Below are 17,476 nucleotides of genomic sequence, written 5' to 3' on the forward strand. Positions count from 1 at the left end.
GGAGAGGGTGAGTATTTATGTATAAAAAATTTAAAGTTCTTTCTTTTGCATTAGCTATTTCTTTATTTTTATTCGGATGTGAAAAAAGCACAGCAAGTAGTAAGAAGGAAGATGTAACAGTACAAATTGGTATTCAGCAAGGATTAAGTCCACTATTACTCGCGCAGAAAAAGGGATGGTTTGAAGAGGAGTTTAAAAAAGAAGGAGTTAAGGTGAAATGGACAGAGTTCCAAAGCGGACCTCCTTATTTTGAGGCAATCGCATCAAATCGATTAGACTTTGGTGAAGTTGGCAATTCTCCAGTTATTTCCGCGCAAGTAGCAGGTATTGAATTTACCGAAATTGCTAATACAAGTTATGCGAGAAAAGGAACAGGGATTCTTGTACAAAAAGATAGCAAGATTACGAGTGTAAAAGATTTAAAAGGTAAAAAAATCGCAGTAGCAAAAGGAAGTAGCGCATTTAATTTATTGTATCGAGCGCTTGATAAAGAAGGTATCAATACGAAAGATGTAAATGTTATTCAACTGCAACCAGATGAAGCGCAGCCAGCATTTGAATCAGGATCAGTAGATGCATGGGCAATTTGGGATCCTTTCATATCGTTACATACGGTAAATAAAGGAGCGAAGGTGATTACAGATGGTGAACAATTAAATGTATCTTCTCCAGAGTTTTTAATTGCGAGAACAAAATTTGCGAAAGAGCATCCAGAATTAGTGGAGAAATTCCTTAAAGTATATGAAAAAGCACGTGTATAGCAAGATGAAAACTTGGATGAAGCAATAAAAATATACACTTCTGCAAAGAAAATAGATGCAGATATTGTAAAAGAAGTGTTTAATCACGACAAACCCATCTTAGTTCCGGTAACGAAAGAAATAGTTGCAGAACAGCAACAGACAGCAGATTTTCAATATAAGCTTGGTTCTATAAAGAAAGAAATTAAGACAGATAAAGTTGTAGATAATTCTTTCGTAGAAAAAGCGTTAAAGGCGAAGTGAAAAGAGGTTGTATAAATTGGAGAATACGAAAGCGGTTATTAAAAGGGCGAGTATAACGATTGAGAAAAACAATGTAAAGAAAGTACAGAAGACGAATATCAAATTTTTGATAAGGGCAATTACTATACCGATTATTATATTAATAATTTGGCAATTGGCCGGCGTATTCGGTCTAGTTTCTAAAACAGTTTTACCAACGCCGCTAGATATATTTTTAGCTTTTCAAGAACTTATAAAAACAGGAGAGTTATTCGGTCATGTAAGTATTAGTGTATTCAGGGCTGCGGCTGGTTTCTTTATTGGCGGGAGTTTAGGAATTATTTTAGGAACAATTGTTGGATTTTCAACGAGAAGTGAGCAATATTTAGATCCGTCAGTACAAATGTTAAGAACTGTGCCTCACTTAGCTGTTGCACCGCTTTTCGTATTATGGTTCGGTTTTGGGGAAACATCAAAAGTGTTATTAATTGCAGATGGTGCATTTTTTCCTTTATACGTAAACGCGTTTCTAGGAATACGAGGTGTAGATTCAAAGTTATTTGATGTTGCGAGAGTGTTAGAGTTTAGTAAAAGAAAATTAATTACAAAACTAATTTTACCGGCAGCATTGCCAAACCTATTACTTGGGGCAAGATTATCATTAGGAGTAGCATGGGTGAGTTTAGTAGTAGCAGAACTTATGGGATCTACAGAAGGTGTTGGCTATATGATTATGGATGCAAGGCAATTTTCAAATACAGATATTGTATTTGTCGGTATTATTATCTTTGCATTTGTTGGGAAGTTTTCGGATTCACTCGTACGTTTACTAGAAGTAAAGTTTTTAAGATGGCGAGATAACTTTAAAGGCGAGATAGGAAATTAACATATAAATTATTAGGGGTAATTTATATAGAGTAGTTTAGTGTACGTTTCAAAATAAATAAGGGGTGTGTAAAGGTATGGAATTATTATGGTTTATTCCGGCGTATGGAGATGGACGATATTTAGGAACGACAAAACGAGGAAGAGCAGCTGAGTATGGTTATTATAAACAAGTTGCACAGGCAGCTGATTATTTAGGATATACAGGTGTGTTACTTCCAACTGGCCAAGGTTGTGAAGATCCATGGGTATTAGCATCGGCACTTGCAGCTGAGACAGAAAAGCTAAAATTTTTAGTAGCAGTTAGACCGGGACTAATGTCACCGACAGTTGCAGCAAGGATGGCATCTACATTTGATAGAATTTCAGACGGGAGGTTACTTATTAATGTAGTCGCTGGAGGAGATCCAGTTGAATTACAAGGAGATGGATTGTATCTTGAGCATGATGAAAGATATGAAGCAGCTGATGAGTTTTTAAAAGTTTGGAAATCGACATTGCAAGGTGAAACATTTTCTTTAGAAGGAAAACATATTAAAGTTACGGAAAGTAAAGTTGTGTTCCCGCCAGTGCAAACGCCATACCCTCCTATATATTTTGGAGGATCATCCGCTGCTGGAAAGGAAGTTGCAGCAGAACATAGTGATGTATATTTAACGTGGGGCGAGCCACCAGAGCAAGTGAAGGAGAAAATAGAGGAAGTAAGAAAACTGGCAGAAGAGAAGAGACGTTCAGTGCGATTTGGCATCAGGTTACACGTAATTGTAAGAGAAACAGAAGAAGAAGCGTGGGAAGAGGCAGAACGTTTAATTCAATATGTAGATAATGAGACAATTGAACTTGCTCAGAAGACATTTGCAAGATATGATTCAGTTGGTCAAAAGCGAATGACCCATTTAAATAAAGGTACACGGGAGTCGTTAGAGATAAGTCCTAATTTATGGGCTGGCATCGGGCTTGTAAGAGGTGGTGCAGGTACTGCGCTTGTTGGAGATCCGCATACAGTAGCAGATAGAATAAAAGAATATGAAGCGTTAGGAATTGATACGTTTGTATTATCGGGATATCCTCATTTAGAAGAGGCATATGAAGTGGCAGAACTGTTATTTCCTTTATTGAAGGAAGATAAGAAGCAAGAAAATAAAATTGTTGGTGAAATGATAGCTGATGCATATGCATTAAAAAAATAGTGAGAAAAAACCCGCAAGTAAATCACTTGCGGGTTTTCATCGTAAACTATCAGAAAATATGGTAAAATTAAATAGTAACTTAAGGTGCGGTTGGTTGTTCAATTATCACTTCTCTAAGTAGGAGGGGGGTGATAATAAGTGAGTGAAATAGCGTTGTTACTGCAAGGTGGACTGTTTCTCGTTGCACTGTTAACATTCGTCGTCGTTTTAATAGACAAGCTCAAAAAATAACAACCCACCTATGCCAATAGAATGTGGGTTGTTTTGTTTGTAAGAAACAAATAGGATAAATGAACAATCCAATCTGCTAAGTTACGTGGACTAGTGTGTAGCCGCACACTAGTCTTTTTTATTTATATACAATTTATAATTGGTTTATGTGATTGTATTGTTCTTTTCATACTTATTATAACACAGTGTCTTTTCATCAAGAAAGGAGACCGTATGTTCTGTTTCTAATTAAATAGAAGGTGACTTTTCTTTAAAGAGCCCGTCCATATACTGTTTTAAAGTTTGAACGTAAAATTTTTGCTTATTTACATCATTTACGCCGACAATTGGTGATGGAAGTTCATATCTCTTTTCTGATAAATGAACGACAACATCAAAAATATCAAATAGACGAATGAAACAGAACAGGCCATCTTTATCACTTAATAAAATAAAGTAATGGTTTTCACTATTTGTATTTAATGTATTCCATAAAGAACTTTTGCTTAAATCACGAACAATGCTCTTTTCTTTTAATTCCATGAAGTCGGCATTCGATAGGATGCTAGAAATATCAATCGCATCTGGATCTTCAAAATAGCCATCGACTGCTTGTACAGCGAAAGTATAAGCCATTTTTAATACACTCATTTTATACTTACGGTTATCTAAAAGTAATTCCCGTTGAATAGAGCTAGCTACTTTCGTTACACGTTCTTCTTTCCAGATTTCGTTATGTAGTGAAATATCGTGCTTTTTACATAGTTTCATAATTAATGCATTGGAATAAAGTATTTCGTCACTTACTTCAACAACATCTGTCTCAGCGGCCGCAAGTTCCTCACCATGCTCATTCGTATAGAGCGGGGAGTCAATCTGTTTTTTCATATGTTCAATCTTAAACTGACTTAATTTATGCCGAATTAAGGGGCGATCAATATTTGTTGTCATTTGTTCATAACAAGTATCACAAATTGAGTTTGTGAAATAATATCCACATAATATTTCTGGGATGACATATTGTTCACTAAGTTCTTTCGTATCTTTTCTGCAAATGATGCATTGTGTCATTTTTATCACCTTTACCTGCAAATTTGTATGTAATCTCATTGTAGTGTATTTATTGGTATTTTGGAATATTGTAAAGGAAAATATTATGTGAAATTGTTACTTATTTTGGTACAATGAAGAGAAGTGCTAGTTTAAAGGAGGACGTTTTTTTGAAATCGAAAGTGCACTTTTGGACATTAGAAGTGCTAATGGTTGTAGCGATCATATTTATTTGCACAAAAATATCGTTTCTATTTCAACCGATTGGTATCTTCATATCAACGCTGTTTTTCCCAATCTTAATCGCGTTATTTTTATACTTCATATTTAATCCGGTGTTAGTCTTTTTAGAGGAGAAAAAAGTACCTAGAAATTTAGCGATTTTACTGTTATATCTTTTTATCATAACATTAACTGCGGTTGGCGTTGGGGTAGTTGTTCCAACGATCTCACAACAGCTAATGGATTTAGTGAAAAATATGCCAGGCTATATAAAAGAGGGAAAACTATACATACAAGATTTATCCCATCATAGATTGTTTGAATGGTTATCTACACAAAATTATGTTTCCATTGAAACAATTGAAAAAAATGCAATTGAATACTTAAAGGATATACCAAACACAATTACGTCGAGTGCAACGGCTTTATTTGGTATCATAACGAACGTCGCATTAGTTATTTTTACAGTACCGTTCATTTTATTTTATATGTTTAAAGATGGACATGCGTTTCCAGGAAAAGCAGTAAGCTTATTACCAGAGTCATACCGTGAAGAAGGGCTTCGTATCATTAAGGAAACGAACGAAACATTATCTGCATATATTCAAGGGCAAGCGCTCGTTTGTATATTTGTAGGTGCTTTTACTTTTATCGGTTATTTAATTATCGATTTACCGTACGCTTTTGTTTTAGGAATTATAGCTGCATTTACAAATATAATTCCTAACTTAGGCCCATTTATCGGTGCAGCACCAGCTGTTATTGTAGGTTTGTTCGTATCTCCGATGCAAGCGTTGTACGTAATTATTATCGTAACAATTGTACAACAGTTTGAAAGTAACATCATTTCACCGCGTATTATGAGTTCAAAATTAAATATCCATCCGTTAACAATTATTATTTTAATTTTAGGGGTAGGTAACTTTGCGGGAATTATCGGAATGATCTTGGCGGTGCCAGTTTATGCAGTAACGAAAACAGTTGTATCAAACTTAGTGAGATTGTTTAAGACGAAACGAAGTAATCGAAAATAGTATATGTTGAGAAAGATACACCACTTTTTAAGTGGTGTATCTTTTATTTATTAATCAATGTTAAAAAGTGTACGAATGCAATTTTATTATATATTTATTACATATCAAATAAAACGGTAAAGTTGTATGATATAGCCCCCAATAAACTATGTGGAATCCCTCTGAACTATCCAAATCATTTCCTTACAACGTGCTATCAACATCATAATCGACTCCTTTCAAGTTTTATATTTTTAAAGGATTATAGGTGAGTGTAGTATTTGCTTCTACGATCTCGAATTTCGTCCATAATCTTTTTGTATTGTTGCTCTTGTTTTAATTCATCTTCAGAAAAGATTTCTTTCTGGATTGTAATTGTTAAGAAGAAAAGATGAAACTTCATGATACATTCCTCCTTTCGAAAGGAATTATAGATGGCTACAGTAGTGACTTTGACGTTCTTTTACATCTTCCATAGCTTTATTAATTTGATGGTCATGCAATACCTCACTGTCCGAGAACTTAGTTTTTTGAATGGTAATCGTTAAAAAGAATACTTTAAATTTCATTAGATAAAACCCCTTTATAATTGATTTAGAAAAGACGGCTGTAATAAGAAGCTTGACGCTCTTTTACTTCGTCCATAATAGTTTGAATGTGTTGCTCACGTAAAATCTCACTTTGAGAAAGCTTACGTTTTTGAATGGTGATAGTTAAAAAGAATGCTTTAAATTTCATGAAGGTATTGCTCCTTTAAAATATATTTTTAATACATATGCGTATAATATGAACTTTTAATGTCAGTCATTTTATCAGTCAGTTGTTTTATTTGTTGTTTACGAATGATTTCACCTTCAGATAAAGTATTTTTCTGAAGTACAGTCGTAAAAAAGAAAATATGAAAAGTCATAAATGAATTCCTCCTTTCGAAAAGGAATTACATGTGATCACAATAAAGTGCTTGGCGCTCCTTAACATCATTCATAGCTTTTTCAATTTGCTCATTATGAAAAATTTCATGTTTGGAAATTGTATTTCTTTGAATCGTAATACTTAAAAACAATACGCTAATAGTCATCGAATGTTGCTCCTTTCTTTAAAAAATAATGTAAGAGACTAAAAAATCGCACAAAAAAGCCACAGGAAGATATAGTTCTCCTATGGCAGGGCGTGAAAAAGCCACAGGAAAGTATACGACCTCCTGTGGCGAATTTATGAATTAATAGAAATAAAGTACGATTTTCAATTCTCCATTAGGGTGGTCGAATTCATATTTAATTGTTCAGAAAATACAGGTGCAGTTAACGCTAAAGTTAAAGCATGTAATTGTAATTTCATCATTTCCTTCGACCTCCTTTTAGAATATTTTTCTTACGTTAGTAAGTATATACAATTAATGGATAATTGTAAACATAAAAAGCGAAAATTTTTAATTTTGATTAAAATGCGTATATTTTAAAGGGTTTTGAGAAGGTGTATTGTAATTAACGAAATATCGATAAAAATGGGGGATGCTAAATGAAATATATGCATCGTAATGTAGTTGTTATGCTAACAATTTTTTTATGTATTACTGCTTGTTCTAGAGGAGAAAGAATAAAAGAAATATCTGATGTTGAACCTGGTGACTTTAAGAAATATGCTGGGACATATGTTGGGAATAACTCAGATGTAGTTGCAATTGTTAATCGTTTACCCGGTGGTGAAACATTTCAAAGTGTAAGTTTAGAGAATGAAAGTATAAAGGTGAACTATGGTACAAAAGAAAATGGAACTTTGACAGAAGACATGGTTGAGACGTATTGGTTTGATGGTAAGGATACGATGGAGAAGAATTTTCTCTTTAACGTTATTTATTTAGCGATTTTAGTACCAAATGCAAAAGGTTACGAGTTGCAAGTAGAAAATAAAAATTTCACGATAAAAAGAGAAGAAATACTATCAATCCTGTATGAAAAGTTTGATAATTTCCCAAAAGAAAATGATATATGGGATAAAAAGAAAGTAGTAAAGTTTCTTAACGAAAATAACGAAGAAATTACAATGCTTATGAATGATAAAGAGTTTAGGAATGCTTTATTTGTAAAGTATCCAGTACAGCAGTTGAAATGATAGGAGGAAAATAGGTGGAGTTAGTATATAAAATTACTTATCATCGAATGCAAGATCATTATTTACCTAAGTTAATACAGGCAATTAGCTTCGTTAGTGAAGAAGATTTATGGAAACAAGGGGATTCTGTGAATTCAATTGGTGGAATCGTACTACATATTTGTGAACATATACAGAAAAATACTAGTCGTTATAAAAATCCAAATATAGTCTTTGAAAAGGGAATTGAGGAGTATTTTCCAGTAAAGCGACAACGTACTGAACTTTTGCTACAGTACGTTGAAGACGTATTTGATGAATGGGGAACAGAATATATACAAGCATGTGGAGAAAAAAGACATATTGACCTTCATAGTTTATTACATTTAGTGGAGCACACAAGTAATCATTTAGGGCAAGTTGTAGATCGTACAAAGTCTATAAAGGGACAACAATTTAATTTTTGTCAAAATGGTATAAATGAAAAGAATTTAAAAATTAGAGTTGAAACTTCAAAATTTTAGAAAGAGAGTCATTCTTAAACGAATGACTCTCTTTTTTTATAAAAGAAATTTATGGAAATATACATTTTTATGTGATATGGTTAATTACATAAGTAATGAACCTATGAACCTAAGGTGGTGAAATTATGAAACCTACTCTGGAGCAAAATAAATTAATATACTTGCAAATTGCAGAAACGATTGAATCTGATATTTTAAAAGACATATTACTTGAAGAAGAACAAGTTCCATCAACAAATCAATTTGCGAAGATGTTACAAATAAATCCAGCTACTGCAGCTAAAGGGGTAAACGTATTAGTGGATGAAGGGATTTTATATAAAAAGAGAGGGATCGGGATGTTTGTTGCAAAGGGAGCGAAAGAAGTTGTACTTAAAAAAAGACAAAATACTTTTATGACCGAATATTTACCTAAAGTGTGGGAAGAAGCGAAAGTATTAGAAATATCCAAAGATGAATTGATGGATATGATTCAAAAAATTACGAAGGGGGGGAACGAGGGATGATTGCACTTGAAACGAAAGATATAACGAAAAAATACAAAAAGAAAGTAGCAGTAAATGAAGTAACGATTTCATTGGAAGAGCATAAAATATATGGTTTGCTCGGTAGAAACGGAGCAGGAAAAACGACACTATTAAATTTACTTGCAGGTCAAATTACTTCAAGTAGTGGAAGCGTATCAATATTTGGCGAACATGTTTTTGAGAATAGTAAAGCGATGCAAAATATTTGTTTTGTTAGAGTAAAAGAAGAAGCTCAGTTAAGTTTTAAAGTAAAAGAAATTTTTAAGATGTGCAGCATGTTTTATAAAAACTGGGATGGAAAGTATGCTGAAGAACTCGCTAATAAATTTCAGCTTAATATGACAGTGAAATATCATAAATTATCACACGGCATGCAAACAGTCGTCGGCATTATTCAAGGGTTAGCAAGTAGAGCACCAATTACTATTTTTGATGAACCAACTACAGGTTTAGACGCAGCACACCGTGAATTATTTTATAGTCTACTACTAGAAGATTACGGTGAGTATCCACGAACAATTATATTATCAACACATTTAGTAGAAGAAGTAACCCATGTGATTGAAGATGTGATAATCATAAAAGAAGGAAGATTAGTTGTTCAATCATTGGTAGAAGATTTATTACAACAAGTTCAGATTATTTCAGGGCAAAAGGATAAAGTGGACGAGTTCTTGATCAATAAAAAAGTATTAAATCGAGAAGTTTATGGAAATAAGGGTATTGCTGTTATATGGGAAGAACTTTCTAATGAAGATTATTACTCTCTTGAAAAAGAAGGTTTAGCAATTGATAGAATTACATTGCAAAAATTATTTATTCATATAACTGGTGGTGAAGTGAAATGACGATGTTAATGAAGCAGTTAAAGTTACATATTAATTTTCATTATAAAGCAATTTTAATATTTTGGATTGTAGCCTTATTAATAAAAGGAGCTTTAAATGCTGCGCATTTAAATGGAGTGAACATTGGTTATTTACCCGAAATTATAAATAACCCGTCAATAGCAATTATGTTGTTTATAGTAGGGAGTGTTTTCATCATTCAAGATGAGCTATTTCGTTTAGCTGTTTCATTTGGTGTAACGAGAATTCAATATTTCATCGGAGCAATTTGTTATATCATCTTGCAATCCGCAATGTTTTCGTTTCTTCAAATAATGCTTTTACAAGATATAAAATATAATTTAGTAAATGTTAGTTTTGGGGAGCAATCGGTGCAACAATTTATTTTGCAATTTTTATTTTATGTTACAACAGCATGTTTCTTTCAAGTGGTAGTAGTTTTTAAACAACGATTTCAGTGGATCGGTCTTATGATTGGTGGGACCCTTTTCTTATCAACAAATAGTGTACTTTATGGAGAAGCAGGGGTAACCAATTTATTATTTACGAGTGATGGATCTTTAGTAAATATACCGTATTTTACTGTTATTTCAATTGGATTAACTGTCCTTTATATCATAACTAGTAGTATATTTATTCGTAAAGTATCATTCGAAAAAACGATTTGAAATATTATTAGATTACTATAGAGAGAAGGATAGCAAATGGGAGACACATCTTCACTCATTACAGTCTTTTTAGGCATTGCACTATTAATATTCTGGCGTCGTTATCGCTCCATGCATAAGCCAATAAAGGGATCAGGAAAACGTATTTTATGGCCGTTATTATTTTTAACACCAGGTGTTGTATGGTTTTTTGGTCCAGTACATCCAGCTATATTACAAGTAGTTATAGCGGTATTCATTGGGGTACTTTTCTCTGTGCCGCTTATAGTATTAACAAATTATGAACGAAGAGATGATGGGAATATTTATACGAAAAAAAGTGCTGTCTTTTTAATTACTTTTATTGCACTTGTCGTTTTAAGATATGGTTCAAGACAATTTATTGTAGATTTAGATCAACAAACGGTTGGTTTATTATTTTACGTAGTTGCAGTATCGTATATCATTCCGTGGAGAATTGCTTGTTATATAAAGCTTAGGAAAGTTTGGCGGGAAAATAGTAATCATACTATATGAAAACTTCTCATTTGAGAAGTTTTTTATTTTTATAGGTAAGTAAAATAATTTGTTGAAGTGCAAGATTGTTATAGAATATGATACATATTAAAATAAGGAAAAGTAGAGGGGATAAAAATGCGTACAATTTTAGTTTTTCTCAATAATATGTCCATCGATAAAATAGAGAACATTAGACAAAAACATGATCCTTTATTTGAATTAATTCCACCGCATATAACAATTGTATTTCCATTTAAGAGTGATATTTCAAATGATGAATTAAAATCTCATATTTTGAATTTATCAAGAGGGGTAGGCAAAATTGAAATTGAATTTGCAAATTGTATCACTCATGTAAGAAACTATTTGTTTTTAGAAGTGGAGCGGGGGAAAGAACAAATAACTAAACTACATGATATCCTGTATACAGGACCTTTATTACAATTTTGGAGAATGGATATTCCGTACATACCGCATGTAACAGTCGGGAGAAAAGAAAGTGCGGAGTTAGCTGCTGAAGTAGCCAAGGATATTCATAGTTTCCCTGAAAAGTTACAATGTGTAATTGATAGAATTAGTGTAGAGCGAATTGGAGAAAAGGGGGAATCAATTATTGAATTTGAAGTACCGTTGCAAAAAAGCTGACAAAAGTCAGCTTTTTTTATTCGTAGCATAAAGTAAAGCACCAATCGCACCGCTATTACCACCATCTCGTAAAAAGATGGGTGTTTTATTTTGGTATTTTGTGTAGCTACTAATAATATTTTGAAGATGTATGTTATTACATAGAGTTGAACCAATATAAATAATATGGTCAATGTTTTTTGTTTCGGCGAATTGAAGGCTTAATGCAGTAACGACTTCACCGACAAGTCCTTGTACAGTAGCAAGTATATCTGAGCTATTATAATTTGATTCTATAGTAGCGGCTTTGCCAAAATTGCTTGCAGTTAAACTATTATCAATAGGGGAGAGAATACCACCATAAATATCTCCAACCGTAATATCTAGTTTTTTTCTAGTTCCTACTTTTGTTAAAGGGATCACATCTTCAAAATGATCTAGATTTGTTAATAATTTTGAAAGTCCCATGATAGTACCACCGCCAACACCAGTTCCGCCAGCTCGAATATATTGGTCATTATAAACGTAATGAATAGAAGTACCTGTACCGATATTTGTTAAAATAAAGTTGTTTATATCATACTTCTCTTCTTTTAAAATGTATCGGACGCCTATAAGAGTAGCTTCAAATTCATTTAGTTCTACTATTTTATATGAGTTTGAAAGTAGTTGCTGTAATTCTTTCGCTTTACCACCTGTAATACATATTTGCTTTTTACCAGTGTTTTTCTTAAGCCAATCTATTATTTTATCTTGTTCATTTGAATAAAATTTTTCAAAAGCTAATTGCCTTTGTTCATCCAAATAAGCAATTTTCGTTAATGTGCCTCCAGCATCGATACCAATAGTACTTTCCATTTGTCTGCTCCTAACCAAGTGATTTATTTACTCTGTTCATGTTGATGAAACGAATTTTTAGGAGATAGACACCCCCGTTGAATTACATGATTTTTATTCTGCTTGATATATTAATAGCTTTTCTATCGTTACAATCGGTTGATTATTAACAGTGGCGGTACTTTTACCTAGTAGAAAACCTCGGCGATTGCGAGTTAACTCATAATGCAAATTAAGTTTATCACCGGGATATGCTTTTTCATGGAATGTAACCCCATCTAACGAGGAAAGGAAGCCTAGTCCGTTAGAATCACTTGTATGTACAAATGCACTAAGCTGAGCAAGTGCTTCTACAATTAACATATGAGGCATATGTTTTTGACTATCATTTATAAACCATTCGTTATTTGTAATGAGTTTATATCCTGTAACGGATTCACCTTGTTTTACATTTGTTACTTTATCAATCATTAAAAATGGATAACGATGAGGAAGAGTGTCTTTAATATGCATTTAAGTACCTCCAATGAATAACTCCCCTGCTTATAGTTAAGCAGGGGAGTTATCATTAATTTTTAACTAATTCTTCTGCTTTTTCAAGAGAAAAAATGCCACTATTTCTAATGTTTTCAACAACTTGTTGTAACACTGCTTTATCTTGAACGAGTGCAATGCGTACAAAGCCTTCTCCGTGAGGTCCAAATGCATGACCTGGCGTAACAACGACATTCGCACGATCCATTAATGCATATGCGAAATCTATAGAAGTCCAGCCGTTCGGAATTTCGGCCCAGACGAACATACTGCCAGCTGGTTTTTCAACATGCCAGCCAAATGTTCGGAACCCATCGACTAAAGTATCTCTACGTTCTTGATAAATACCGCGGTTTTTCTCACAAAAAGCAGCACCATTTCTTAGTGCAGCACATGCCGCTTTTTGAATTGGTAAAAATACTCCGTAATCTGTATTAGATTTAAATTGTGTAAGTGCCCCGACAATTTCTTCATTACCAATCATATAACCAATACGGCTACCTGCTAAACTATAACTTTTTGACAAAGAGTTAATTTCTACGCCAACTTCTTTAGCACCAGGCACAGAAAGGAAGCTAATTGGTTTATTACCATCAAAATAAAATTCAGCATAAGCAAAATCATGGACAACAATAATGTTATGCTTTTTCGCAAATGCGATTACTTCTTTAAAGAAATCTTCATGAGCCATTGCTGGAACCGGATTCCCTGGGAAGTTTAAAATCATCATCTTCGCTTTATCTGCAATTTCTTCAGGAATTAGCTCTAAGTTAGGTAAGAAATCATTTTCTTTTTTTAAAGGCATGTAGTAAGATGTTGCTCCAGCCATTTGAATTCCTGTTTCATAAGCTGTATATCCTGGATCAGGAACTAATATAATATCTCCCGGATTCGCATAAACCATAGGTAAATGAACGAGTCCGTCCTGTGACCCCATTAATAATAAAACTTCTTTATCGGCATTTAATATAACATTATGAGTGTTGTTGTAATATTCAGTTACAGCTTCGTGAAATTCTTGAATACCACTTAATGTGTATCCATAGCTTTCTTTTTGATTTGCTGTATGTACCATTTCTTCTCTTACGAAATCAGCAGGTGGCATATCAGGATTCCCGATACTTAAATCGATCATTTTGTGACCTGCTGCAATTTTTTCTTTTTTATAGGCCCCTAATTCACTAAATATAGAAGATTGGAATGCTTTCATTCTAGTTGCTAACGTGTAAGTCATCAAAACCCCTCCTAAAAAACAGTGTTTTCTTCCTGCGTTTTTAATTATTCTGAAAACACATACTTACATTTTATCACTTTTTTGTGAAAATTAAAATGATTGACAAATTTAGAGGGAGGATAAAGAGATGGAATACAAAATAACGCAGAAAACATTTTCTGCGTTTGATATGAAGTGTAATTATTTCTTTTTATATGTACATAATTTTTCCACTGCATAAAAGTATACGTTTAATTTGCCATCGACAACTTTTAAAGTTTGATCTGATGTAAATGAGTTACCATAATCAATGTGATATACATTAGAATCCTTAACAAATGAGCCTTTGTATAAGTCTTCTTTTTTCTTCGTTGTTTGCATCTCTACTAAATATTGAATGATTTTTTCTTTCTTTTCTTCTTTTACAACTGTTTCAAATTTATACGATATAGGACAAAGACCGTTTTTGTTGTCAACGACTTCCCAAGTGCCGTATATGTCATTATTGCTACATCCACTGAGTAGTATAATGAATAATGGAATAAGTAATAGAATCTTTTTCATTTTGTACTCCTTTCTTTGCATTTTCAATAAACGTGCGAATACGATACGAACATTGTAATAAATAAAGTTTAAATTTTTATAAAGAATTATTTAATTTCATATAAAAATTTAGGGGGGGATTGAAAAAGCATGAATCTAGTGTAAAGTCAGATTCATGCCGAGTACAATAGTTTATGTGATGTTTCTTTTGAGGAAGAATAAAGAGGAAAGTAGGATCACAATTCCATTTAAAATATATACAATTGCAACAATAAAGGCTAATGTACCTGCGACAAATCCAGCTTTATCAAATATAGAAGCGAATGCTGTGGTAGTCAAAAAGACAAGGGGAGTCAGTAGTGAAAATATAAAACCTGCGACAATTCTTCTTTTAAAGTTATGCTGAGAAAGGAAAATGGCTAAAAAGTTTAGGATGCTAAACATAACTATTACAAAAATAAAGATAATAAATAATTGCATACCATCAGACATTCCTACACCGCCTTGTTGTAGATAATAGTTTATATAATGTATTCGAAGGTAAGAGTGTTTACTCCTTTTAATAATTTCAATAAACGTAATAAATAAGATTATATAAAACAAAGAAGCATGGATTAGTTTAATACTACTAAATCCATGCTTCTTTAATTATGTTATAAATTCGCAGATTGCGAAGGTTGTTTTTCATACTGTTTCTGTTTAGATAGCGATATGAAGATAATGAATAATGAAATAACACCGAAAATAAGAACCATATATTGCAATCCAATCGTATCTAAGAAGAAGCCTGTGCCAAGTAAGACAATTTGGAACATCACTCTCTCAAACATATTACGGAATGAGAAGAGTCGGCCGTGATAGTTCTTTTCCACTTTCGTTTGGAAAATTGTTGACATAATAGGGAAGAAACAACCAACACTAAAACCAAACAACCCAAATGATGTAAGAGACATCCATTTTATATCGCTAAAGAACAATGATAGATGTGCAAAAGCGGTACAAACAGCGAAGAAATATAGTAACTTTTCAGGTTTGAAATGATCAGATAAACGTTTAATAACGAAGGCACCTAACATAAATGCGATACCTTCAATCGTATATATAAAGCCTTTAATCGTTGGATCATGTTGCATTTCGCTAATATTAATTACCATTAAATTAAATCCAGCTATAAATAATAGAGGGATAATACTTAATATAAGTGCTGTGAAAGCAATCGGAATTCCTCTTAAAATACGAAATACTTCCATAAAGCTATTATCTTTTGCCGCTTGCTTACTAGGTGTTGTTGATTTCTTATCTTCGAATTGTAGGAAGAAAGTTGAGAGGAATAATAAAGCATATGCTGCCATTGAGAAGGCGTACATATATTGTAAACTCATTACAACTAAAAGAATTCCACCTAGTGAAGTACCTGCAATACGAGCGATTGTACCTACATTCATATGTACACCGTTCATTTGTAATAACTCATGCTCACGTACGATGAGTGGAATTACAGATTGTAATGCAGGGAAATAAAATGCTGCTGAAATTTGAAGCGCAACCATAAATGCAATCATAAAGGCGATACTTTCAAATTGGATAGCGAAAAACATAAAAATAACACTAATAACACGACCAAAACCAGCATAAAGAAGGACTTTTTTCTTTTCATATTGATCGATGATACGACCAGCCATAGGTCCCACTAGAACACCTGCTAATAGCCCGATAAACAATATAACTGATTTCATGAAATCAGAAGGGACATATTTTTGCATAAATTCCAGGTTGCCAAGAATTCCAAGCCATAACCCTAAACCAGCAATAAACTCCCCAATTAAAACAATCCAAACATTTTTGTTACGCCACATAATATAAAACCTCTCCGTCTTTTAAAATGAAAAACTCGTATATAAAACCTCCTTATTTTATGTATTATTTTTAACGAACTTTTTTAGAGTCAGAGTCTATATTACGTGTTTCATGAGTGGATTTCAATTTTTTTGATTTGTCAAAAAATCGATTCGTTAATTGATAAAATAAGCAAATCAAAATGTAAATACTAAATGATTAAAACATAATGAATAGTAGGGATAAATATTAAAAAAATAAAAAAGCAAGAACATATAACTATGTCTCGCTTTTCTCAATTGCAAAATTAAACATTAGATTCACTTAGCAGCATTTACGCTCTTGTCCAATAGCTAAAGCGCTAAAAGATAGAGGACCAACAACTTCTGCGCTTGCACCACTAGTAAGGTTTTCTACAGTTAATGAATATTGGTGTGTTCCACTGCTAACATTTTGATCTATAGCTTGAAATGTTTGAGTGTAGAATTGCTCAGAATCTGTAGATTCAATACCTGCTTGTGCATTGAAAATTTCAAAGTTATCACGGAAAATTCGGAATAAAACTTGTGAAGTCCCAGATATACCTTCTATACCAATTGTAGCGATTAACTCTACACGATTATTACGTGAATTTCTACTTGAAATTCTTACTTTCAAATTTGCTAGAATTGCTTTATTTGGAGAAGCTGGAATTGCAAAAGTGGTTTCACCCGTTTTACTTATAGGTTGAGTAGCTTGGTAATCAATGATATGAGTCATATTCGTCACCTCCTCTTATACTAAAATATGAAAATAGCAATGAAATAGCTTGGACAAATAATAGAGTCGACATTAATTGTTGAAAAGGAGTAATTCACAAAAAAGCATCAAGAAAATATCACAATACAGTGATGGTTTTCTTGGTGCTTTTGTACTTAGGCCGAAAATTCTTCTTTGCGTACTTCGAAAAATTCATTACGACGTAAGTAATTATAAACTTTCTCGGAAACCTCTTCTTCTTCAGACATTAAGAAACGATGATTAAAAGCATAGAAGGATTGACCTTTAATTAATTTTACGTAGTAAATTTTACACGCCTCCTCTAGCAAAATTAGTATTCACTTAATATTATGATGACCTATATGCTTGTGAATCATACTTGAAGTTTCAAAGTATAGAAGCGAAACAAATTAAAAAGCTT

The 17,476-nt window shown here is 32.9% G+C and carries 25 protein-coding genes and 1 pseudogene; 12 read left to right on the forward strand and 14 right to left on the reverse strand.

The features are described 5' to 3' along the window. Positions 1-17 precede the first annotated feature (17 nt). The 4 genes and pseudogenes from QCI47_RS13555 to QCI47_RS13570 all read left to right on the forward strand — a co-directional run bounded on the left by QCI47_RS13555 (position 18) and on the right by QCI47_RS13570 (position 3,289). Positions 18-1,004 (forward strand): annotated as a pseudogene (locus tag QCI47_RS13555) (aliphatic sulfonate ABC transporter substrate-binding protein). Positions 1,005-1,020: 16 nt separating this feature from the next. Next, the gene (locus tag QCI47_RS13560; protein ID WP_071741967.1) at positions 1,021-1,869 is read left to right on the forward strand and encodes an ABC transporter permease; all 849 of its coding nucleotides are present in this window, start codon (positions 1,021-1,023) and stop codon (positions 1,867-1,869) included. Between the two features lie 76 nt (positions 1,870-1,945). Further along, positions 1,946-3,058, forward strand: a complete 1,113-nt coding sequence (ssuD, locus tag QCI47_RS13565) for an FMNH2-dependent alkanesulfonate monooxygenase (protein ID WP_076874372.1) — start codon at positions 1,946-1,948, stop codon at positions 3,056-3,058. Positions 3,059-3,196: 138 nt separating this feature from the next. After that, the gene (locus QCI47_RS13570) at positions 3,197-3,289 is read left to right on the forward strand and encodes a putative holin-like toxin (protein ID WP_001289320.1); all 93 of its coding nucleotides are present in this window, start codon (positions 3,197-3,199) and stop codon (positions 3,287-3,289) included. 228 nt (positions 3,290-3,517) lie between these two features. Here the strand turns inward: QCI47_RS13570 and QCI47_RS13575 are convergent, their stop codons facing one another. After that, positions 3,518-4,339: an HNH endonuclease gene (locus QCI47_RS13575; RefSeq protein ID WP_000189721.1), complete on the reverse strand. Its 822-nt coding sequence runs from the start codon at positions 4,337-4,339 to the stop codon at positions 3,518-3,520. A gap of 149 nt (positions 4,340-4,488) precedes the next feature. Between QCI47_RS13575 and QCI47_RS13580 the strand changes: the two genes are divergently transcribed. Beyond that, a complete protein-coding gene (locus QCI47_RS13580) occupies positions 4,489-5,574 on the forward strand; it encodes an AI-2E family transporter (protein ID WP_000837888.1) in 1,086 nt (361 codons plus the stop codon). Positions 5,575-5,815: 241 nt separating this feature from the next. Here QCI47_RS13580 and QCI47_RS13585 read toward each other — a convergent pair whose 3' ends face one another. Genes QCI47_RS13585 through QCI47_RS13605 form a run of 5 tightly spaced genes read right to left on the reverse strand, consistent with a single transcriptional unit; the run spans position 5,816 to position 6,631 of the window. Then, positions 5,816-5,956: a YrzI family small protein gene (locus QCI47_RS13585; RefSeq protein ID WP_000668488.1), complete on the reverse strand. Its 141-nt coding sequence runs from the start codon at positions 5,954-5,956 to the stop codon at positions 5,816-5,818. A gap of 25 nt (positions 5,957-5,981) precedes the next feature. Beyond that, positions 5,982-6,122 carry a YrzI family small protein gene (locus QCI47_RS13590; RefSeq protein ID WP_000669815.1) on the reverse strand — a complete coding sequence of 47 codons (141 nt, stop codon included), beginning with the start codon at positions 6,120-6,122 and terminating at the stop codon, positions 5,982-5,984. A 25-nt stretch (positions 6,123-6,147) separates the two neighbouring features. Next, positions 6,148-6,291 carry a YrzI family small protein gene (locus tag QCI47_RS13595; RefSeq protein ID WP_000668983.1) on the reverse strand — a complete coding sequence of 48 codons (144 nt, stop codon included), beginning with the start codon at positions 6,289-6,291 and terminating at the stop codon, positions 6,148-6,150. A 28-nt stretch (positions 6,292-6,319) separates the two neighbouring features. Continuing rightward, positions 6,320-6,463 carry a YrzI family small protein gene (locus QCI47_RS13600; protein WP_000142725.1) on the reverse strand — a complete coding sequence of 48 codons (144 nt, stop codon included), beginning with the start codon at positions 6,461-6,463 and terminating at the stop codon, positions 6,320-6,322. A 27-nt stretch (positions 6,464-6,490) separates the two neighbouring features. After that, the gene (locus QCI47_RS13605) at positions 6,491-6,631 is read right to left on the reverse strand and encodes a YrzI family small protein (protein WP_000156198.1); all 141 of its coding nucleotides are present in this window, start codon (positions 6,629-6,631) and stop codon (positions 6,491-6,493) included. Positions 6,632-7,071: 440 nt separating this feature from the next. Between QCI47_RS13605 and QCI47_RS13610 the strand changes: the two genes are divergently transcribed. From QCI47_RS13610 to QCI47_RS13640, 7 genes are all read left to right on the forward strand, one after another. Beyond that, positions 7,072-7,665, forward strand: coding sequence for a DUF4825 domain-containing protein (locus tag QCI47_RS13610; protein WP_309423134.1), 594 nt, complete (start codon positions 7,072-7,074; stop codon positions 7,663-7,665). A gap of 14 nt (positions 7,666-7,679) precedes the next feature. Further along, positions 7,680-8,168: a DinB family protein gene (locus QCI47_RS13615; protein WP_309423132.1), complete on the forward strand. Its 489-nt coding sequence runs from the start codon at positions 7,680-7,682 to the stop codon at positions 8,166-8,168. Positions 8,169-8,293: 125 nt separating this feature from the next. Further along, on the forward strand, positions 8,294-8,674 hold the full coding sequence (locus QCI47_RS13620; RefSeq protein ID WP_000805196.1) for a GntR family transcriptional regulator: 381 nt from the start codon (positions 8,294-8,296) through the stop codon (positions 8,672-8,674). Continuing rightward, on the forward strand, positions 8,671-9,543 hold the full coding sequence (locus tag QCI47_RS13625; RefSeq protein WP_000560908.1) for an ABC transporter ATP-binding protein: 873 nt from the start codon (positions 8,671-8,673) through the stop codon (positions 9,541-9,543). Before QCI47_RS13620 ends, QCI47_RS13625 begins: the two co-directional genes overlap by 4 nt. Continuing rightward, positions 9,540-10,211: a DUF4052 family protein gene (locus QCI47_RS13630; RefSeq protein ID WP_000178193.1), complete on the forward strand. Its 672-nt coding sequence runs from the start codon at positions 9,540-9,542 to the stop codon at positions 10,209-10,211. The genes QCI47_RS13625 and QCI47_RS13630 overlap by 4 nt, the downstream gene beginning before the upstream one ends. Positions 10,212-10,247: 36 nt before the next feature. Then, entirely contained in the window at positions 10,248-10,727 is a 480-nt protein-coding gene (locus QCI47_RS13635; protein WP_309423130.1) for a CcdC family protein, read from the forward strand. A gap of 117 nt (positions 10,728-10,844) precedes the next feature. After that, positions 10,845-11,354 carry a 2'-5' RNA ligase family protein gene (locus QCI47_RS13640; protein ID WP_309423128.1) on the forward strand — a complete coding sequence of 170 codons (510 nt, stop codon included), beginning with the start codon at positions 10,845-10,847 and terminating at the stop codon, positions 11,352-11,354. 6 nt (positions 11,355-11,360) lie between these two features. On the opposite strand, the gene coaW is transcribed toward QCI47_RS13640, so the two are convergent. The 8 genes from coaW to QCI47_RS13680 form a co-directional block, all read right to left on the reverse strand. Further along, positions 11,361-12,191 carry a type II pantothenate kinase gene (gene coaW / locus QCI47_RS13645; protein WP_061130995.1) on the reverse strand — a complete coding sequence of 277 codons (831 nt, stop codon included), beginning with the start codon at positions 12,189-12,191 and terminating at the stop codon, positions 11,361-11,363. 93 nt (positions 12,192-12,284) lie between these two features. Further along, positions 12,285-12,683 (reverse strand): 3-hydroxyacyl-ACP dehydratase FabZ family protein, encoded by a 399-nt coding sequence (locus QCI47_RS13650; protein WP_048557957.1) that lies wholly within the window; start codon positions 12,681-12,683, stop codon positions 12,285-12,287. A 55-nt stretch (positions 12,684-12,738) separates the two neighbouring features. Further along, positions 12,739-13,938, reverse strand: a complete 1,200-nt coding sequence (locus QCI47_RS13655) for an LL-diaminopimelate aminotransferase (protein WP_061130996.1) — start codon at positions 13,936-13,938, stop codon at positions 12,739-12,741. A gap of 180 nt (positions 13,939-14,118) precedes the next feature. Further along, positions 14,119-14,481: a lipoprotein gene (locus tag QCI47_RS13660; RefSeq protein WP_046199223.1), complete on the reverse strand. Its 363-nt coding sequence runs from the start codon at positions 14,479-14,481 to the stop codon at positions 14,119-14,121. Between the two features lie 171 nt (positions 14,482-14,652). Continuing rightward, positions 14,653-14,952: a hypothetical protein gene (locus QCI47_RS13665; protein WP_001279503.1), complete on the reverse strand. Its 300-nt coding sequence runs from the start codon at positions 14,950-14,952 to the stop codon at positions 14,653-14,655. Positions 14,953-15,113: 161 nt separating this feature from the next. After that, positions 15,114-16,316, reverse strand: coding sequence for an MFS transporter (locus tag QCI47_RS13670; RefSeq protein ID WP_000269249.1), 1,203 nt, complete (start codon positions 16,314-16,316; stop codon positions 15,114-15,116). 304 nt (positions 16,317-16,620) lie between these two features. After that, on the reverse strand, positions 16,621-17,055 hold the full coding sequence (gene exsC / locus QCI47_RS13675) for an exosporium protein ExsC (protein WP_000148803.1): 435 nt from the start codon (positions 17,053-17,055) through the stop codon (positions 16,621-16,623). 155 nt (positions 17,056-17,210) lie between these two features. After that, on the reverse strand, positions 17,211-17,363 hold the full coding sequence (locus QCI47_RS13680; RefSeq protein WP_071729165.1) for a YqbF domain-containing protein: 153 nt from the start codon (positions 17,361-17,363) through the stop codon (positions 17,211-17,213). Positions 17,364-17,476 lie beyond the last annotated feature (113 nt).

The sequence above is a fragment of the Bacillus cereus group sp. RP29 genome, assembly GCF_040459765.1.
Classification (GTDB): Bacteria; Bacillota; Bacilli; order Bacillales; family Bacillaceae_G; genus Bacillus_A; species Bacillus_A paranthracis.